This is a genomic window from Trichocoleus sp. ST-U2, from assembly GCF_039961875.1.
Taxonomy (GTDB): domain Bacteria; phylum Cyanobacteriota; class Cyanobacteriia; order Cyanobacteriales; family FACHB-T130; genus FACHB-T130.
Window position 1 is genome coordinate 30,550 of the sequence record NZ_JAMPJY010000025.1, and the last position, 20,251, is coordinate 50,800.

Here is a 20,251-nt window from a genome sequence, read left to right on the forward strand (position 1 = left end):
TTTTCTTTAGAAGATAACATCAGGTATTCAGGACATTTCTAGCAGTTTCAGCAAAATTTACCAATAGTTAAAGAAGGATAAAGAAGGAGAAACCTCGGAAAGGTTTCATTTTCCTAAAAAAAGTTACCCACTTTCAGAGAATGCAATGACCAGCCAATCAGGGCAGCGGACTGTTATCAGCACCAATCCCTATTTGGTGCTAAATAATCAGGGGCAGATTTTACCACCTTTAGAAATGACAGCAGACCGACACATACTGGGACGCGATCGCGCTTTCGCCGATCTAATTGTTCCAGATGATTGGCGCGTCATCTCCGCTTGCCAAGCCGTCTTACATAGAGATGGGGATGACTATTACATTTATGACGGCGATGGACGCAAACCCAGTACCAATAAGTTGTTTGTAGATCACCGATTGATTACACCCACAGAAGGCTATCGCCTGGAAAATGGCATTGAAATTCAAATTGGTCAAAATCCCCAGAATTTAATTCATCTGAGGTATTTCAATCCCTCCAGCGCCAAAATGCTGACGCCACCGCGTCCCGTCTCGCTGAAAAATCGGTCGGTGGAAATCGGACGCGACGCCAATGCCACGATGCAGTTAGATTCGCCCATCGTTTCTCGGCGTCACGCCACGATTGATACGGACTCTCAGGGGCGCTACATCCTGCAAGATCGCAGTACCAACGGCGTTTTTATAAACGGGCAACGAGTCACGGGTTCTGCTGTCCTGTCACAGGGGACAACCATTCGCATTGGGTCATTTACCCTGGTGCTACGCGGCGACAATCTGGTAGTACTCGATCAGGGCAATCAAATTCGTCTGGATGCTGAGAATCTGGTCATCAAAGGGCGTCTGGATGGCGTTTCCCTGGCAATTGAACCAGGGCAATTTGTGGCTTTGGTGGGGGGAAGCGGAACGGGTAAATCCACGTTGCTGAAGACTTTATTGGGGATTGAGAAGACGGCTAAAGGTGCGGTGTATCTCAATGGCGACAATTTGCAGAAAAACTTTAATATGTACCGCACGCAAATTGGTTATGTGCCCCAAGATGATATTTTGCACCGAGATTTGACGGTGGTAGAGGTGCTGACTTATGCGGCGGCGCTGCGACTTCCGCCGGATACGGATGTGTCACAGGTGGTGCAAAAAACTCTAACTGATATTGAAATGTCCGATCGCCAAGATGCCTTAATCAAACATCTCAGCGGCGGTCAGCGCAAGCGAGTCAGCATTGGGGTAGAACTTTTAGCCGATCCAAAGCTGTTTTTCTTAGACGAACCGACTTCGGGACTCGACCCTGGTTTGGATAAGAAGATGATGCAGATGTTGCGGAGATTAGCGGATCAGGGACGCACGATTATTTTAGTCACTCATGCGACGGCGAATATCAAAATGTGCGATCGCGTTGCTTTTCTCGGTCGCGGCGGACGACTTTGCTACTATGGCATCCCGGAGGACGCGCTGAAATTTTTTGGGGTGACAACGGATAATTTTGCCGATATTTACACGCAACTGGATAAGGAGAAAGAAGAAGAAACGGAAGCCATCGTTCAACAATACGCGAATCAGTTTCGCCAATCGCCCGATTATCAACGCTACATTGCAAATTCCCTCGGTGCTGGCAGTCATACGCTACAAAACGCCGGTTCACCTCCCCAGAAAGCCAGTATCTCGCCTTGGAAGCAATTAGCTTTGCTGAGTGGGCGCTACTTGAAGATGATCGGACGCGATCGCATCTATCTCGCCTTATCTCTTCTAACTTCTCCCATCGGTATCGCCTTGATTCCCCTAGCAATTGGTGGGAAAAACCCTCTCATTCTTAGTAGCGAATCCGATCCTGCCCTTGCACCTTTAGCGCTGCGAGTATTATTTGTATTTACCTGCGCTGCGATTTGGGTCGGACTTTCCAGTTCTTTACAAGAAATTGTGAAAGAATCTGCGATTTACTTGCGAGAAAGATTGGTAAATTTAGGGTTAATTCCTTATCTCGCTTCAAAAATATTCGTTCTTTCCGGTCTAGCCTTATTGCAAACCTTGCTGATTTCAGCAGTAATTCTGATTGGTTTCAAATCTCCGCAACCTGAATTGATACCTTGGTCTTTAGGATTTGCAGTAAATACCTTTTTGACGCTTGTTACTAGCATGAGTTTAGGCTTACTGGTTTCATCCCTTGCCAAAAATAGCAGTCAAGCGAATAGTGCTTTACCTTTACTTTTGCTACCTCAAATTATCTTTTCCGGGGTTTTATTTAAGATAGAAGGAATTGCCAGTAAAATTTCCTGGTTGATGTTAAGTCGGTGGTCGATTGGTGGTTACGGTTCTTTGGTCAATGTCAATGCAATGGTTCCCGATCCGATATTTTTACCGAATGGTACGCTTGCGCCGATGCCGTTTGATAAAACGCCTATTTACGATCCAACGTGGCAGAATTTAGGGTTAAATTGGGGAATTTTGTTGCTGCACGCGGTAGTCTATTTAACAATCAATTTTTGGGTACAAAAGCGGAAGGATATATTTTAATCCTTAACCCGTTCAAACGCTAGCGATTTAAATCGCCCAGCTTAAGCAAAAATCAACTAAAGTAGACTGAAAAATACTATTTGTAAACAATGTCGCTACAAGCATTTGTTATATTTTGCTGTCGCTTTAACCAAGCAGAAATAATTAGAATTCTCCCAAAGTTAACGATGAAAATATTTAACATTTCCTGGCAGCAGACGGATTGTGTTCGTGCAAATCTGCATCCCAAATACTGATGTAAATAACATCACAATCTTGGCGGACAATCATACCTTTTAAAGAGCCTTGAGTAAAAGTGTAAGAACTCCTCCGACGCTGTTGCACCTGTTTTAGTCCCTGTTTAGTATAATTGTTGGCTCCACCTGTTAATAATCCGTCTAAAGTCGTCTCCACAACTTGAGGATCTACTGTTGGGTAAAAGGAGGCTTCAGTTTGGCGAAGACGACCGGAATTCCGATCGAATAAGTAGCCAAGATCGATCTGATTTGGCACTAAGTTATAGACGACAGCGCGGGTTCTCCAAGCACCACTCACATCTCTATTTGGAGTGCCGAGGGATGCTTGGATAGTGCTTCTTGATGTACCGACGGGAAATGTGGGAACGCTCGAAACTGGACGATTTGGATTCGGGTTATTGTTTTGGGGTACGGGTGCAGGTTCGGGAGTTCGCACAGGTTCAGGCGAGCGCGCGGGTTCAGGTGTTGCAGATTGAACGGGTGCAGGTTCTTCTGGAGTTTGCGCTGGTTCGGGTTCGGGCGATCGCTCCGATTGTGGACTAGGAGATTCAGCAATAACTGGCGGCGTCGCTTCGTCCTGTCTGGTCGGTGAATTTTCCGGTGATGGTTCAGGCGATGTCTCTAGGGGACGATTTCCTTGAGGGGTTTGTTCTGTTTCTCTGCGGACTGGTTCTGATGTTGATGGAGGAGAGGCGATGGTAGGCTGCGATTCGGGTGATTTTTTGAAAAATTGGCGAGGAATGACAATAGCACTCACCAAGATCAATCCACCTACAATGCCGATTAACAGAGGATTCCATCGCCGTCCTTGACCAACTACAGGCGCAGGGTTTTGAGGGGTATGCGGCGAATTGACAGGCGCAGGCGAAACGTTCCTGCCACCACCCGGAGACACTGCAACGGTTGCCATATTAGACACTCCAGCACCCCCAGCAGAAGCCACCGTTGGAGTTGCACCCGATTGTAAACCATCGAGCATTTCTCTGGAAGTGGAATAGCGATCGCGCGGATGCGACTGAATCGCCTTATCCAAGACAGCAACAAAACCCGGACTAACATTCGCTGCGGACTGATGCCACAAAATCTCCCCCGTTCGCGGATCGGTTGGTAAATCTTGCGGTAGTTTCCCCGTGAGTAGATAAATCGCCGTCAGCGCCAAACTATATATGTCGCTGGCGAAGACGGGTTGCCCGACTCCCTGTTCCGGCGGCATAAATCCCGGCGTGCCAATTACAATCGAGGCGGGAGCATTCCCTGGATGCACCGCCGCACCCATACTTTCCTTAACGGCACCAAAATCAATCAATACCGGCTTCCCATCCCGTTGCCGGATAATAATATTGTCCGGTTTGATATCCCGGTGAATAATGCCCTTGCTGTGGATATAATCCAAGACAGGCAGCAGACTGACAAGTATCTCCTTAACTTGACTTTCAGGCACTAACCCCTGAGTTTGCACCTTTTTCGTCAGGGTTTGCCCTTCAATCAATTCCTGCACCAGGTGAAACTGCCCAGCTTCCGAAAAGTAGGCGTACAACTTGGGGATTTGATCGCTCCCTTCACCCATTGCCTCTAAAATAGCCGCTTCCCGTTGGAATCGATCTTGCGCCATCTGGAACATCTGGGGATTATTTGCCATCGGCTTCAGCTGTTTAATTACGCAGCGACGTTGTGACGGCATATGAGTATCTTCTGCCAGAAAGGTGTTGCCAAATCCACCACTTCCCAGCGTCTGGATAATGCGATAGCGATTGTTCAACAGGTGTGGATTCATGGGATGTTAGGGCGGTCGGGGTTGCTTGGTGCAAGGATTGTAGAAGACTTGCGGTTATGGCGTCCTTACTTTAGGTCTAGTAAGCCACTTTCTTTTAATTTTGGATTAAAGCGGAGTTCTTCTTGAACCCCACGAGATTTGAGCTGCTGAAAAATTTCTTCTTCAACGCGCCGTGCTACATTTTTTAACAGCTTCCCTTGCCCGACTTCATCCATCGCTGGACTTGTAAACTTAGTTTGTTCCTCAGCTGTCATGGCTCGTTTTGCATCAATCGGATCGTTCCATGCAGCTTGTTCGGAACCATTACCGGGAGGGACGGCACCATTTTCTTCAATCCAGGCATTCCGAATGCTCTCTAGCAGGGTACGGTTCGGGCGATCGCTCGTGTGTGCTTTTAGCCAATAGCAGCGTTCGTGTTGACGTACCAAATGTTGCTTGAGACTGAGATTGATATCGCGGGAATAGTTGATCAGTTGCAGCACTTTCTCTCGATCGAATATTGCGTATACGCCAATTTTTCCCTGAAATTTCTCTGGTAAATGTCCGGTTTCGTCGAGGTAAGGGATATATTCTAGGCTGGCAAGAGATGGAATATCGCTTTCAGAAGTCATCGGTATTTTTTGAGTTATTTATTTGACTTTTTGATAATCTCACAGAGGTGGCTCGGACAAATTCCAGAAAAAATATTGCTCTTGAATTTATCCCTAGATTTAGATTTAGGCTTAAACTCAGAGGTTCTTCTTTTAGGTGTCATCTTACTGCCAAAAAAGCGCTAGAAAATAATTAACCTTATCTCTACACTTCTGCGCTCACGCTTCACAAGCTTAGTGAAGGATAATGCACCTTCACCATCTTAAAGCGTCTGGAGCAGCGAACGTTGCCGCGCTAACAAGAATTAAATGATTAAGCTATAATAATCAATTTTTTTAATCTGAATGAATCCTTATGCCAATGGGGATGACACAGTTGCTCTATCCGGCAGAAGATTGGAATTATTAGAATAAATAGTAAGTATGGCTACCAGGGAGATTGGCAGAATTGAATACGCAAGGCAAATGGATCTGTGATGGTGTACCGAAAAACAACAATCAACAGTACCCAAGCAATGAAGCCCATCCACCCCAGGAAAATCACGGGCCAGACTGTATTGTTTGCGGCTTGCCTAGAGAGGCAATGAATCCTCAGAAAAGCCAGAAAACGGTCATCTCTAAGCCGCCCGGTTCTAAGCCTTCACTTCTGCTGCCAATCCTGATTCTGCTGGGGATTCTGGCGGCTCTAGCGGGGGGATTTGGGTTGTATAAACTGACACAGGGGAATAAACAACCGGCAATCGTGGCGTCTCCTGAGACTCAATCTCCCACCGCTAGCGACAATGCACCCACGGAAACTGCCGATCCGCAAGCGATCGCAAGCGATACCGCTGATAATTCCGAGTTGATCAGTCAAGGCGAGAAAATCCTATTAAAGGATGCAACAAATTCCCAAAAAACAGCCGCCGCAGTCGCGTTTGCCCAGAAAAATTGGGAGGAAGCGATCGCGCAATATCAACAAGCGGTCAGCGTCAACCCCAACGATCCCGAAAGCAAAATTTACCTGAATAACGCCAAAGCAAAAAAAGCCGGGAATCCCCTAACAATGGCAGTCGTGGTTCCCATCACCCCCAGTCCGGACACGGCGAAGGAAGTTCTCCGGGGTGTGGGACAAGCGCAAGACGAGTTTAACCAGTCTCCGGCGACACCCGGACGCTTATTAGAAGTCGTGATTGTCAACGATGTTGACCCGGTAAAAGCAGTTTCCTTGGCGCAAGACCTCACGAAGTCACCGAATATTTTAGGCGTTTTGGGACACGGGGTAGATAATGGCTCTCAGCAAGCGATTGCCATGTACGAACAAGCTGGATTAACCGTCCTTTCTCCCATCAGCACTAGCATTACTCCCGGTTCTGGCGGTCAGTCTACCTTGCAAACCATCCCCCTCGCCAAAAAAGCCAACGAGTTGCTGGGTACTTATCTGCAAACCGTCGGCAGCACTTTAGCAAAATATACCGCTGCAAAGTCCTCCGCGCCGTCTGTGGTGGTTTTTTACAACGCCGATAGTCCTTACAGTCAGCAATTAAAGCAGCAGTTCACCACCGCATTATCTAAAGTGAACGGCAAAGTCGTGAAAGAAGTAGATGTTACGGGTGCCAATTTCAATGCTGCTACTGAGATTCAGAATGCAACTGAGGCAGGGGCGAAAATTGGTTTCTTAGCACTCAGTAAGAATAAAGTTGATCAAGCGATCGCGATTGCTAAAGCCAATCCTACGGGGACGCAAGGGTTACAGTTAATTGGTGGAGATGAACTGTATAACCCAACAATTCTCACCTCTGGCGGCGATGCGATTAAAGGTATTGTGCTGGCAGTTCCCTGGAGTTCTCAACCGAACGATCCGTTTGCTAACCAAGCTGCCACGATTTGGAAAGGACGTGTCAGTTGGCGCACCGCTACCGCTTATGATGCGACGAAAGCTTTAACGTCTGCTTTTAGCCAAAATCCCTCTCGTTCGGGTGTGTCTCAGCTGCTGAATCAGGGAGTGCCCATTAGCGGCACTGCTACGGATTTTAATGTTCTCAATGAAGTTCCGCTTGTGCAAGCCGCGCCTGGTTCTAATGGTCCGCCGGGATCTAAGTATGAATTTAACCCAATTTAGAAGAGAACGAACCGCCAAGGACGCAGAGGACGCGGAGGGAAGAACAGAGGAGAGGGAAGAGAGGAGTATTTGGGTTGAGTGTAGTCCGGAGTCGGTAGTTAAAGGACTGTAGTTTATAGTTTGTTTTTGCTTGTCATGAGTCGTTGTTAATGACTTATGACTCATAACCAATTTACAACAGGGTTCTAAGTGAGTCGTTCTCGTCGCGGTTTGTGGTTGTATCCGTTATTCCAGATTCCGTTGATGTTGCTGGGAGCGTGTATCATCGTGACGGCACTCATCTGGCTGTTAGGATTAGGTAGACCGCCAGTAGCAGTTGCGATCGCTCTCGACCTCAGCAGCAGCACTTATACTACGGAATTTAACGCTCCAGGTACAGTTATGTATCAGGAAGTCGCAGCGGTGCGGTCTTATTTGCAACAAAACGCCCAGCAGTTGAGAAACAAAAACCAGATACAGGTTTTGGGATTTGGGGGAGTTGTGCGATCGCTTACGGGTGATTTTAAAACAGACAGTCAACAAGTGGACGCCGAATTAACTCAAGCTTTGGCAAATCCCGATCTCCCTCAACTGGTCGCGAACAATACGACAGATATTAACTTAGCGATTCAAAAAGGTACGGAAGCACTCAGCACGATTCAGCAAAAGCGCTGTCGAGAATTACTGTTAGTTACCGATGGCGGTGCTAACGTGTCACCAGACATCATCACCGATGCCAGGAATCGCAAAGTTAGAATTAATACAGTTGTGGTAGGTGCAGAATCTACAGAATTGCAACGTGCAGCTTTGGCTACTGGCGGTATTTACCTCGGCGGCGAACAAAATAATCTAGAAATGCTGTTCGCAGACACATTTTTTACTCGTTTCAACAGTAACCTCAAATGGCTTATCCTTGGTTTAGGCGCAACTTGGATTGCCCTGATGTGGACGCTAATTTTACCCCTGGATCGGTGGTTATTTCAAGGTTTAATTGGTCTTAATCGGTCACTTTCTGGTCAATTATCCTTAAGTAATGCCCTATTTTGGAGTATTTTGACACCTTTGATTGTTTGGCAGCTATTTAATTTATTGGACATCGTTGTCAGGTGTTAGTTTATGAAGTTACTGGCGAATAGAATTCGCGGCTATACAAACCAAGTCCGCCTACGCGGACTTAAGACGAATGCTATATTCTAAAACCTGCGTAGGCAGGTTTTGTTTGTGTAGCTGCGACTTCCAGTCGCCAGGTTCTAAAATATAGCTACTAGGAGAAAATATTATGGCAGTAGAAGAGAAAAGCATGGTTCCCACTGTATTAGTGGGTATCGGTGGCACCGGACATGAAGTATTGTCACGAGTACGCCGCTTAGTAGAGGAAACTTATGGCAGTCTGCAAAATTTCCCCCTAATCAGCTTTTTAATTATTGATACCGATAGAGAGTACAAAGTCAATAATCCTGCCGCCGCTGGTTCTCCCTTCAAAGACAACGAAAAATATTGGGCAAGTGTTGCTGGTAGTGAAGTCAAAAAAATTATGTCGGATATGGGAAACTATCCCTGGATAGAGAGTTGGTTTCCTACCGAATTGGAGCGGAATATTGGGGCAATTGAAGTTGGTGCTGGACAAATTCGCAGTTATGGGCGATTTGCTTTTTATTGTAATTATCACAAACTTCAAAGACGGTTTAATGAAGCTGCTGATGCCGTCAAAGGACACGAAACCTTTATGCGCGATCGCTATGGCATTAAGGTAGATACGACGAGTTTAAATGTCTTTGTGACGGGTTCTCTCTCTGGCGGGACTGGTAGCGGAATGCTGATTGATATCGGCTATTGCGTCCGCCATTGGTTGCGGGGGCAAGCGAGTCCGATGGTGACGGCAATTGTACCGATGCCGACAGCGTTCGCCAGTATTAATGTAGGCGATCGCGTTCTCGCTAACGGTTACGCTGCTTTGATGGAATTGAGCTATTTTTCTGACTATAGAACTGAATATATTGCCCAATTTAGCAGTGGTTTGGTGGACGAAATTCGCAGTAAATCTGCGCCTTTTGATTTCACTTATCTGGTTGGAACAAAAAATGGAGAGAGTGAATTTACTCTCGACCAAATTCGGGAGATGATTTCCCAAAATATCTTCCTTGATTTAACCTCTGATTTTGCGCCTTATAAACGTTCGATTCGAGATAATATTAAAGGAGCTTGGGCGCAGGCAGATCCCGGCGGACGCGGATATCCTAAGAATTTTATGAGTTTTGGGTTATCTACGGTAGAAATTCCGATAGCTCAAATTCGCACTTCTTTATCAGATCGACTTGCCGCTGATTTTATTCGCTGGTGGCTGAATGAATCGGTACAGTTGCCACCGAATGTGTTAGAAATGGTGCAAAGCGACCTGAAACGGATGCGCCTCACAGAAGGGGAACTGATTGCAGATTTAGCAGCGGCTGGTGACAGGTCATATATAACCGAAATCTCTGCTTGGGTAAACTCTATCCGCAATGAAATTGCTACGGATAATAAGTTGCAATGTACCCAGCAAGGCGTAAATATTGTTGGTTCAGAAAAGGGTAAAATTCTCCAATTTTTAGACTATCTCCAGCCAAAAGTTGAAGAATATAAAGCCAATCATTTGCGGAAATTAAGTCCGGACGAGCGATTGCACGGTGACTTCTTGCAAAAGATGTACGATAACCGCAACCGCATCGTACAACAAGGACGAAAAGCGTTAGACGAAGAGTTTTATCGGATTATTGAGGATCGCACGAGAGGGCCAAAATTTGCCGATGCTTTCGTGACGGCGGTGCGCCAAATTTTTGAAAATGCCGCCGAAAAGTTCCGCCGGGAATCAGAAAAAGTTTGGCAACCCAAGGAAACCGAACGACAGAGAGATTACGAAAAGGCGCTGCAAGATATTACTGAGTTTAAGAATAAGTTTGCCCTTACCAAGCACGCAGATATGGAAAAATCCTGCGAGTTAGCGCTAACCGGGTTAGAAGGTAGCTTGGTAGCAACCATTCAAACTCAAGCAAGATATTTAGGTTTAGAAGTCATTACCAGAATGCTAGAACATCTGGATGAATTAAACCGCCGTTTGGCACGCTTAAATCAAAAATTGAAGCAAACCCGCGATAATTTTCAACAAAAAGCGGATCGACAAGCGGATAGCGCTGATGCTTTGATTGTGAATGGGATTAAGCTTTATAACCGCGAAGAACTCAATGAATTATATCGAGATTTAATTGAGCAACAAGCAGGTGCCAGTGAAGGTTCTAAGAGTCGCTACGAGTTGGGAATTGATGGGATTTGTAGCAATTTGTCAGTACAGGTTCTCGCAGAAGCAAGTCCGCTGTGGAAGCGTAACCGTGCGGCGGGTGAGTTGATGCGACTATTTGATGTGCCGAATTTAGCGGATGTGCAGGAGAATGATTTTAAAGAAATTATTGGCGATCGCGCTAAATTAGTCGTGATCAGTGCGCCGGAAAGTAGCCGATTGAAGCGGGAATTGGCAGCTGGCGATCGCTTATTCAAAGTCTTCAACAACGACGAAGCCGAAATCCGCAACCGCATCGGCACTGCTTACAGCAAATCGAAGCCGCTGATTTTACTCTCTGACGCCGTTCTCAAGCGTCAAGACGCAGGCTTTACCCCCGCACTCAATGCCAAAGTTGCCCTGGTTGGCGGACGCAACAGCAGCGATGCAGCGGCAATTAAGCTCATCCCGATTCTGCGGGAAAGAGTTGGCAGCAACGAAGGGATTACACCGCTGGGAGAAGCTGAACGTCACCGGATTGTCTTTGTACAAGAAATTGGTGGTTTCTCTCTGCGTTGCATTGAGGGAATGCCAGAGTTGCAGCAATCTTATCAAGATTGGAAAGGACAATCGATTCAGGCAAAACGGGCGCAACTTAAAGGCGAAAGCAAAGAACCACCGATTCCCGTTCACATTCAAAAAGAACCGCCGTTTTGGGATATTTTTCCAGAAAATCCCGAAATCTTCCGCCTCGTTGTGCAAGCAAGGGCGTTACAAGTGCTGCGAATAGAAGAAAATCGCCTAACTAAAGAAAAGGTAATTCGTTACACCCGAAAAACCGTAATTGGTTTGGAAAACGTTGATATCGCTTCTAGTTGGGAAGAATCGGTGCAAGTGCTGCAAGTATTGGCGTGTCGCCCGGATAAAGAAGAAATTCAGCGTCAGGTAACGGCAAAATTAACCCAAGCTGACACGGTGCAGAAAAAACAAGCGCTGTATCACCAACTGAAAGTATATCTGGAGCGGCGTGCCGTCGAACTAGAAAAAGAAGGCGCAACTGATAGCTTAAATTACAAGCGCGAAGCAAGAGTGATTCAGGAGATGATTGAAGCTTTTAAGCTTTATTCACCGGGTAGTCAACCTGTTGATTCTCCTGTTACAACTCAGCCAATTGGGGTTGCTTCAAATCATTCTCCGGCTCAAGAGACTCGCACTCACGTTTTCTGTACTAACTGTGGAAATCAGAACCCAGCGAACTCAAAGTTCTGTTCTAAATGCGGCACTAAATTAGTGCAACTGAGCTAACATCAATTCTTCGGGGAAGGGTAGCTTCAGGAACTGATACTGCTCATCAGGCTAGCGATCGCTACCGCTAATTCGTCTGGCTCGATTGGCTTGGTGAGGTGTTTCTGGAAGCCTGCTTTTAGTATTTGCTGATGGTCAGTTTCGCCAGCATAAGCGGTTAGCGCGATCGCTGGAATCTCTCCCCCCTGCTCTGCACTCTTGGCTCTAATTTGACGAATCAACATATAGCCATCCATTTCAGGCATTCCAATATCGCTCAACAGCAAATCCGGCTGCATCTGAGGCAGCGCCTCCAGCGCCTCAGCCGCCGATGCCACAGCGCGTACCTGTGCGCCACACTCTTCGAGAATGAAGACGATTAACTCCCGCGTATCCACCTCATCATCGACAACCAGTAGCTTTACCCCTTCCAAATTTGGAGAATTATCAAGTAACGGATTGTCCTGACTCGTCTGAGGCGCAGTTGTCATTAGGGGTAGCGTCACAGTGAAGGTTGCCCCTTGCCCTTCTCCCGGACTTGCAGCCGTAACAGTACCGCCGTGAAGTTCTACGAGGTGGTGGACAATTGCCAGTCCTAACCCCAATCCCCCGGATACCCGTGTCGTTTGGCTATCAGCTTGACGAAAGGAATCAAAGACGAAGGGCAAAAAGTCTGGGTGAATTCCCCTCCCCATGTCTCTTACTTGGATTTGGGCATAGGAATTTTGATTGAATTTTGATTGAATGAATTCCGAATTCTCTGGACTGGGGACTTGTGAAAGTTGGATATCTACCTGTCCTCCTATCGGTGTAAATTTAACAGCGTTCGAGAGCAGATTCCAGACGACTTGCTGTAAGCGATTGGCATCCCCCAACACCTTACCAAGATTGGGAGCGATCGCTGAGTGAATTTGAATCGACTTCGCTTCAGCTGCTAGACGCACCGTTTCCATCGCCTCCTCAATCGTTGCCACCAAGTTAACCGGGGCAATATTTAAACTCAGTTTGCCTTGCAGAATCCGCGAAATATCTAGCAAATCCTCGATCAGCCGCGACTGTAATTCGGCATTGCGCTCAATCGTTTCTAGGGCGCGGGCGGTGGTTTTTTCATCAAACTTGCGGCTGCGGAGGAGTTTTGCCCAACCCAGGATTGGATTGAGAGGCGTTCTCACCTCATGGGAGAGGACAGCAAGAAATTCATCTTTCATCCGGTTGGCTGACTCCGCTTGAGCGCGTGCTGCCTGTTCCAGCTTGAAGAGGCGATCGCGTTCTTCTTCGGCTCGCTTGCGTTCACTCAGATCGAGGACGTAGCAGACACCCTGCTCTTGTAGAGATCCCTCAAACAAAGCAGTCCCCACCAGTACAAAGACGCGGCTGCCATCTTTACGGATCAATTCTTTTTCAAAGGGAACGCAAACCCCCTGTTCTCTGAGTTCGTTAACCGCCTGCTGAGTCCGCTCGACGTATTCTGGTGGAGTCATCAGATTCCAAGCAATTTCACCAGCTTGTAAATCCTCCCGCGTATAGCCGACGATTTGCAGGAAGGCATCGTTGGCTTCGGTAATTTTGCCGCTCAGATCGCCGAAAAAGATGCCAATGATATTTGAGTCAACGATGCGCCGCAGTCGCATTTCGCTTTCTTGCAGGGCGATTTCTATTTGTTTGCGATCGCTAATATCGGTAACAGTCCCAACGTAGCCAATCGTCTCACCGTTTTCTCCAATTTCAGGAGCCGCTTGACCTAATACCCAAGCCACCGAACCGTCGGAACGTTGATATCGATACTCTGATTGGAAAAGCCGGTTCTCCTGCGCGGCTTGATACCATTCGGCAAAGATACGTTGGCGATCATCCGGATGAAGGGCAGTTTCCCAGCCTGCCCCCAATGCTGCTTCTGAAGTGATTCCGGTAAGTTCACACCAGCGTTCGTTGGTATACAAACACTTTCCCTGACTATCCGTATGGAAGATTCCCACCCGTGAAACTCTCGCTAAGGTAGAATACCGTTCCTCACTCTGGCGCAGAGCTGCTTCTGCTTGCTTGCGTTTGCTAATGTCTTGGAACATTACGACACAGACAGGAGAATGACCGTGCATCGCTGGCAGGGTATCCGCAAAGACCATCAAGGGACGGATTCCTCCTGGCGTGTGCCAGTTCATCTCAAACCCGTTGAGCCGTTCGCCGCGTGCCACTCGTACCCCTGGCATTTGCTCGTCGGGAATCTGCGCTCCCGTCGCATCCGTGCAATAGTAAACGGTGTGGTACTCTTCGGCTGGTTTATTTTTGGGAAATTCGCCTCCTGCCAACTCGTCAGCGGCTCGGTTGGCGAAGAGGACTCGACCCGTCCCTGGCTCAATAAACAACAAGCCAGATGGCAACAGATTCAGCACGTCTTCTAGCCATTGCTGCTGATTCTGGAGTGCTTGCGATCGCAGTTGCAGCGCTTCCTCCGCTCGCTTGCGATCGCTTATGTCTATCAAGAAGGCCATCCCTTCTTGTTGCTGGTCGTAAGGTTCCTGTAACAGGGCACCACCAATAAGAATGGGAACCCGGCTCCCGTCTTTACGGATATATTCTTTTTCAAATGGGGTACAAACACCATTTTTCTTGAGTTCTTCGGCTGCCTGTGCATCCAAATGCAGATATTCCGGCGGTGTTATCTGTTCCCAGGAAAGCCGACCCGAAACCAAATCCTCCCGCTCATATCCGACTAATTTCAGGAAAGCGTCGTTGGCGTAGTTGATTTTTCCGGTAAAGTTGGCGAAGGTGACACCAAAAATATTCGCCTCAACCAGTCGTCGGAAGCGCCTCTCGCTCTCTTGGAGTGCTTTCTCGGTTTGTTTGCGCTTGGTGATGTCGGTCAGCATTGTCAGCACCCCGATAAACTCACCTTGCCGATTGAGAATCGGGTTTGTGGAGAGGATTGCCCAAAGGTCTTCGCCATTTTTACGGCGAAGCCGAAAGTCAAATTGCTCTCGAATTCCCTGTTTACTTCGCTCAATGTGTTGCTCTGCCTCGATGCGTTCCTCTCGATTGATGAAGTCAAAAACAAAGCGATCGCCCATCTCTTGGACGCTGTAACCCAACATCTCAGCTAACCGCTGATTCGCGTAATCTGTCCGCAAGTTTGGGGTAATCAACCAGATGCCTTCGTGAGCTGTATCAATCAGGCGACGGTAGCTTACTTCTAGTTTTGATAAGCTTGCCTCACTTCGTTGCTTCGCAGCCAGTAATTCTGCATTTAACGAACTAATCAGCAGTGCGACTAAGCTAAATATGACTAGCTGGAGAACGTCCGTCTCACGGCTGATTGCTAGCTGATAGATCGGAGGTACGAAGAAATAGTTGTTAGCTAAAACAGCCACTATCGTAGCCACTATCCCTGGCCCCAGTCCGCCATACCAGGCACTGAAAGTCACGGCGGCAAAAAACAACGGTGAAATGGATGTTTTAGTCGGCGGCAATAGCAGAAGCAGCAGCAGCGTTAAGGTGACTGACAAAGCCGCGATACCATAACGTTGCAGTTGAGAGCGCGTGACTTTTAACACTTTTAACATAGGACTGTTAGCTGAGTCCTCAGACTAACTTGATAAAACTGTTTTCACTTTATGACCTTATGATAGATAAATATTTTTGTCTATTTACCTTCTGGATTATTTTTAGCTATTTTAAAAATTCTATTTTTTATTTTTGGAGTCCTTTTAAATAAATGCTGCACAAGCTTGAAATAATTGCCTTGTAAGATGCTAAAAATTCAGATACCCGACTTCTTCAAGAAGTCGGGTATCTCGCTTTGACGACTTATGGAGGAACGCTCATCGTCAACTTATTAGCCCTGGCAACTGGAAATCGTAGCTAAACAAAATAAGCCCGCTTGGCACGGACTAACGAAAAATCATAAATTTTAAACCAGAGAAGGCAAGCTTTATGTGTATAGCTGCGGTTTCAACCACCTAGCCTATCTTAATTTAACTGCGCCTTTCTATAAATGGCACAAAGACGAGACGGTTTAAATATTTTTGCTTTGAACATAAAGTTCGGCGGCACGTTAATGATAATATGCTCGTCAGATTCTTTATACTTTTCAAATTCTGCTGGCATTCCTTTGGGAGTTGCAGTGCTGTAAGGAACAGGTTGAAAAAGTAATTCTGTAAACTCAACTGCTTCCCAGTTTGTCTGTTCGGTAATTTGGGTGAGAAAAGCTTCACCTGTTAATAAACTGAACAGAGCTTCCTTCGCTTCTGGAGCAAGCGCAAAACTACTGTCAAAATTCTCGACGATTTTAAGACCCATTTTACAAATACACGCTAATTAATCAACAACGGTCAACGCACAGCTATTGGAAAGCAAAGTAGGTAGACCTAAGATATTTTACATATACATGGAGAGTAGATGGAACGCGATCGCGCGTTGATTCAGTCAAGGGATGCCTTAGACAAACGCCGCGCCCTCTTTGCGTTGGGCGATATTCTGCTTTGGTTCTGGACATCCCTTAAGATGTTCCCAATCCTTTTCACTCATGGATACTGCCATCGGGCATAATTGCTTGAGTCAGAATGGCTCCGCTCAAGTCAACTTCCAACAAATCGGCTCCTCTGAGATTGGATCGACTCAAATTAGCTCCATATAGATTCACTCCATTCAAGTTAGCTCCTCCTAAAAAAGCTTCACTTAAATTTGCATAACTAAGGTTTGTCCCACTGAGGTCTGCTTTCCATAAGTTCGCGCCAGTTAAATTGGCTTTACTGAGATCCGATCGCCTTAAGTCGATTGCAGCCAAATCAGCTTGACTTAGGTTAGCGCCAACTAGGACAATTCCGCTTAGACAAGCAGTTCTTAGATTGGCTCCCATCAAGTTAAATGTAGAAATACATAGCTTGCCTGTCTGCATTGTTACCTTACTAAAGGTTCTTTGTCCGGTAGCGTATCGTTTGAGAAGTTCGTCAGCTTTTTTTTGAACCAACTCTGGCTGTGGATTCGCTGATGAATCAGTTTTCCGAGAGATAACTTCCATGTATGTAATACTCTAGCGATCAAATTGAATATTTTTTTATCATCCCCCTTTGGACATAAAAATAAGCATCGGAAATGATAAAGAATCTATAAAAGTTTAGTGAAGTTTGTTATTTTTTTTAGAGGTGAAGAAATAATTAAAAATTTAAGATTTTAGTGCAATTTCTTAATATTTAGTCATGCAGATGGTTATAAAGAGATGCCTGTAAAATTTAGATTAAGTTACGTATTTTTCAGGAGAAATTAACAAGAAAAGTTTTCGCAATTAAGTAATACTACGTAATGTGCAATGCTAATACATTTTGTTTTTTGTTTGCAGTATATAGACTTCTTAACTCCCCAATTTATCGGGAAGCTAGAGAAGAACTGACAAAATTTGGGTAATCGTAGGAACGAAAGACCGTAAAATCAAGGCATGATCTATCAACGCCCTCGCCCCGAAATCCCCGATTGCACTTGGAGTCGTCCCATTGGTCTCGGCTGGGACAAACCCCACACGGTTCGCTACCCTAGTAATCTCGACGATGGCCCTTGGCACGGGATGCCCTTGGGTGGCTTTGGAGCCGGATGCATCGGTCGTTCTTCGCGTGGCGACTTTAACTTGTGGCATTTGGATGGCGGAGAACACGTCTTCCGGAGTCTGCCTGCTTGTCAGTTCAGCGTCTTCGAGCAGCCAGAAGACTCCCCCGCGCAAGCTTATGCGCTTTGTACAGAACCGCCTGATGATGGGACTTTATCCCGGTGGTTGTGGTATCCGAGCGAATCAAAAATTAAAAATGAACAATTAAACGAGGAATCAAACTCAGCAGGCAGCACTGGAACCTATCATGCGCTGTATCCCCGCAGCTGGTTTGTCTATGAAGGGGTATTTCAGTCTCAGTTGACGTGCGAACAATTCTCCCCGATTTGGGCGGGTAACTATCAAGAAAGCTCTTACCCAACAGCAATCTTTCACTGGACTGCCCACAATCCCACGGATAAGCCGATTACGATTAGCATCATGCTGACGTGGCAGAATGTCGTGGGTTGGTTTACGAATGCGATTCAATCTCCGGAAGTGCGGGTGCGGGATGATGGCAGCCCGGTTTACGAGTACCAGCCGCGCTGGGGGGATAGTACCGGAAATTTAAATCAGTGGATTGTGGACTTCCACCGAGTGGGATGTCTGCTAGATCGGGTGAGACTGCACGATGAAATCGGAGAGGGGGAAGGACAGTGGGCGATCGCAACTGTCACGAATCCTAGTTTAGAAGTCTTCTATCACGGTCGTTGGAACCCGATCGGGGATGGCTCAGATATTTGGGATTTATTCGCTTGTAATGGCTCGTTGCCAGATCGAGAAGATGAAACTCCGGCAGCACCGGGAGAACAAATCGGTTGCGCGATCGCTGTCCGGTTTACTCTAAAACCTGGGAGAACCCGTCAAATTCCCTTCATCGTCTGCTGGGATTTTCCAGTAATGGACTTTTCGCAGAGTAACCAGCAACCAAATCTGGGCACTCAATACTACCGCCGCTACACCGATTTCTTTGGTCGCAATGGCAAAAATGCTTGGTCGATGGTTCGCACCGCTCTCAAGCAAGATGATATGTGGAAGGATGCGATTCGGGAGTGGCAACAGCCGATTTTGCAGCGTCAAGATTTGCCCAATTGGTTCAAAATGGCGCTGTTTAATGAGCTGTACTTACTTTGCGATGGCGGCACCCTCTGGACTGCGGCTTCAGAAGATGACCCCGTGGGGCAATTTGGTGTCCTAGAGTGCTTGGATTATCGCTGGTACGAAAGCTTAGATGTGCGACTTTACGGCTCATTTGCTTTGATGATGCTTTGGCCTAAACTGGACAAAGCGGTGCTAGAAGCTTATGCACGGGCGATTTCCACCCACGACGAGACGCCCCGAATTATCGGCTATAACCAAGCCTCAGCCATTCGCAAAGCCGCCGATGCGACGCCCCACGATTTGGGTGCCCCCAACGAGCATCCGTGGGAGAAAACGAACTACACCAGCTATCAAGATTGCAACCTGTGGAAAGATTTACCTTGTGACTTTGTGTTGCAGGTTTATCGAGATTTTGTCTTAACGGGTTCCACAGATATCGAATTTTTGCGCGAGTGTTGGGTGCCGATTGTGAAGACGCTTGCTTATGTCAAGCAATTTGATATCGATGGGGATGGGATTCCCGAAAATTCGGGTGCGCCGGATCAAACATTTGATGATTGGAAATTGCAAGGGGTTAGCGCCTACTGCGGCGGCTTGTGGATTGCGGCGTTAGAGGCAGCGATCGCGATTGGTGAAATATTACACAAGTCTGAGTTCAATTCCGAAGAAAATTCCCCTGATTACCAATTACCGATTACCGAATACCAAACCTGGCTAAAACAATCCCGGCAGGTGTATCAAGAAAAACTCTGGAACGGTCAATACTACCGGCTCGATAGCGAAAGCGGCTCTGATATCGTGATGGCAGATCAGCTATGCGGTCAGTTCTACGCTCGTTTATTAAAATTACCCGATCTCGTGCCGCTTGAGCGTGCCGAATCTGCCTTAAAAACTGTCTATAATTCTTGTTTTTTGAATTTCAATCGGCACCTCCCGTCCTCCCATCCTGAAACCTTTATCGGTGCCGTTAATGGCGTCAAACCCGACGGTACACCAGCAAACCCCGACGCGACTCATCCTCTGGAAGTTTGGACTGGTATTAACTTTGGGCTAGCAGCATTCATGATCCAGATGGGAATGAAAGAGGAAGCCTTCCAAATGACGGAAGCTGTGGTGCAGCAAATTTATGACAATGGGTTGCAATTCCGAACCCCGGAAGCGATTACTGCCGCCGGTACTTTCCGCGCCAGTCATTACCTGCGAGCAATGGCAATTTGGGCAATCTACGGCATGATAACGCACTTTTAACGGCAGTATCCCAATACTTTTCGTTATCCCATTTTTCCTTAACGATGCTACACATTTGATTCCCCCCAACTCTCTGCTCAATTGCGGGGCAAAGAGAAGCTTACGGTAATGTTAAATGGGATCGTTTTCCCCGATTAGCCAACAGCATCCTCTGAGGCGAAAAGTGAAATTATCCCTCTTCCCAGATAGGGGTCTGGGGGGTTAAGTTTGCCTGATTCAAGAAGGATTGAGCAGCATCCCCGTTTGGAAAATATATCAGATTGATAGGATTTGCTGATACATTAACGAATTTAAAGATTAAATGTGAGAGGCAATGTGGAATTTACGGAGATAAGAATGTTTATTGTAAAGTTACGATGAACAAATCGAACGATTCCATAAAGCTTCCATCATTTTTTTGTAAAGATTCTGTAAAGTTGTATGGAAGCTATGAGATTCGTTAGCGCCTCGGTTGACAAATCCTCTGTAAATTCACTAAGACATATACATTGTTAACGGTTAAATAGCCTTAACTTCCCTTTAATGCTTTTTTTACAAAAACCTAAAGTTAAAAACTTTAGGCTGTTTATAGTTTTCGGGAAATTTA

Annotated in this window: 10 protein-coding genes; 5 read left to right on the forward strand and 5 right to left on the reverse strand. The window is 46.6% G+C overall.

Going from position 1 to position 20,251, the window contains the following annotated elements:
* Positions 1-145: 145 nt before the first annotated feature.
* Complete coding sequence (locus NC996_RS17020) at positions 146-2,527, forward strand: ATP-binding cassette domain-containing protein (protein ID WP_190682969.1); 2,382 nt, start codon at positions 146-148, stop codon at positions 2,525-2,527.
* Positions 2,528-2,704: 177 nt separating this feature from the next.
* Here NC996_RS17020 and NC996_RS17025 read toward each other — a convergent pair whose 3' ends face one another.
* Both NC996_RS17025 and NC996_RS17030 read right to left on the reverse strand, forming a co-directional pair.
* Complete coding sequence (locus NC996_RS17025; RefSeq protein ID WP_190682972.1) at positions 2,705-4,537, reverse strand: serine/threonine protein kinase; 1,833 nt, start codon at positions 4,535-4,537, stop codon at positions 2,705-2,707.
* 65 nt (positions 4,538-4,602) lie between these two features.
* On the reverse strand, positions 4,603-5,148 hold the full coding sequence (locus tag NC996_RS17030; RefSeq protein WP_190682975.1) for a GIY-YIG nuclease family protein: 546 nt from the start codon (positions 5,146-5,148) through the stop codon (positions 4,603-4,605).
* Positions 5,149-5,575: 427 nt separating this feature from the next.
* Between NC996_RS17030 and NC996_RS17035 the strand changes: the two genes are divergently transcribed.
* The 3 genes from NC996_RS17035 to NC996_RS17045 all read left to right on the forward strand — a co-directional run bounded on the left by NC996_RS17035 (position 5,576) and on the right by NC996_RS17045 (position 11,765).
* Positions 5,576-7,228 carry an ABC transporter substrate-binding protein gene (locus NC996_RS17035; protein ID WP_190682977.1) on the forward strand — a complete coding sequence of 551 codons (1,653 nt, stop codon included), beginning with the start codon at positions 5,576-5,578 and terminating at the stop codon, positions 7,226-7,228.
* A gap of 189 nt (positions 7,229-7,417) precedes the next feature.
* Positions 7,418-8,320 (forward strand): VWA domain-containing protein, encoded by a 903-nt coding sequence (locus NC996_RS17040; RefSeq protein ID WP_190682983.1) that lies wholly within the window; start codon positions 7,418-7,420, stop codon positions 8,318-8,320.
* A 166-nt stretch (positions 8,321-8,486) separates the two neighbouring features.
* A complete protein-coding gene (locus NC996_RS17045; RefSeq protein WP_190682986.1) occupies positions 8,487-11,765 on the forward strand; it encodes a tubulin-like doman-containing protein in 3,279 nt (1,092 codons plus the stop codon).
* Positions 11,766-11,791: 26 nt separating this feature from the next.
* Here the strand turns inward: NC996_RS17045 and NC996_RS17050 are convergent, their stop codons facing one another.
* The 3 genes from NC996_RS17050 to NC996_RS17060 form a co-directional block, all read right to left on the reverse strand.
* Positions 11,792-15,301, reverse strand: a complete 3,510-nt coding sequence (locus NC996_RS17050) for a PAS domain S-box protein (RefSeq protein WP_190682989.1) — start codon at positions 15,299-15,301, stop codon at positions 11,792-11,794.
* A gap of 406 nt (positions 15,302-15,707) precedes the next feature.
* Complete coding sequence (locus NC996_RS17055) at positions 15,708-16,037, reverse strand: hypothetical protein (RefSeq protein WP_190682992.1); 330 nt, start codon at positions 16,035-16,037, stop codon at positions 15,708-15,710.
* 220 nt (positions 16,038-16,257) lie between these two features.
* Positions 16,258-16,758 (reverse strand): pentapeptide repeat-containing protein, encoded by a 501-nt coding sequence (locus NC996_RS17060; RefSeq protein ID WP_190682994.1) that lies wholly within the window; start codon positions 16,756-16,758, stop codon positions 16,258-16,260.
* Positions 16,759-17,172: 414 nt separating this feature from the next.
* On the opposite strand from NC996_RS17060, the gene NC996_RS17065 reads away from it, so the two are divergent.
* On the forward strand, positions 17,173-19,665 hold the full coding sequence (locus NC996_RS17065; RefSeq protein ID WP_190682996.1) for a GH116 family glycosyl hydrolase: 2,493 nt from the start codon (positions 17,173-17,175) through the stop codon (positions 19,663-19,665).
* Positions 19,666-20,251 lie beyond the last annotated feature (586 nt).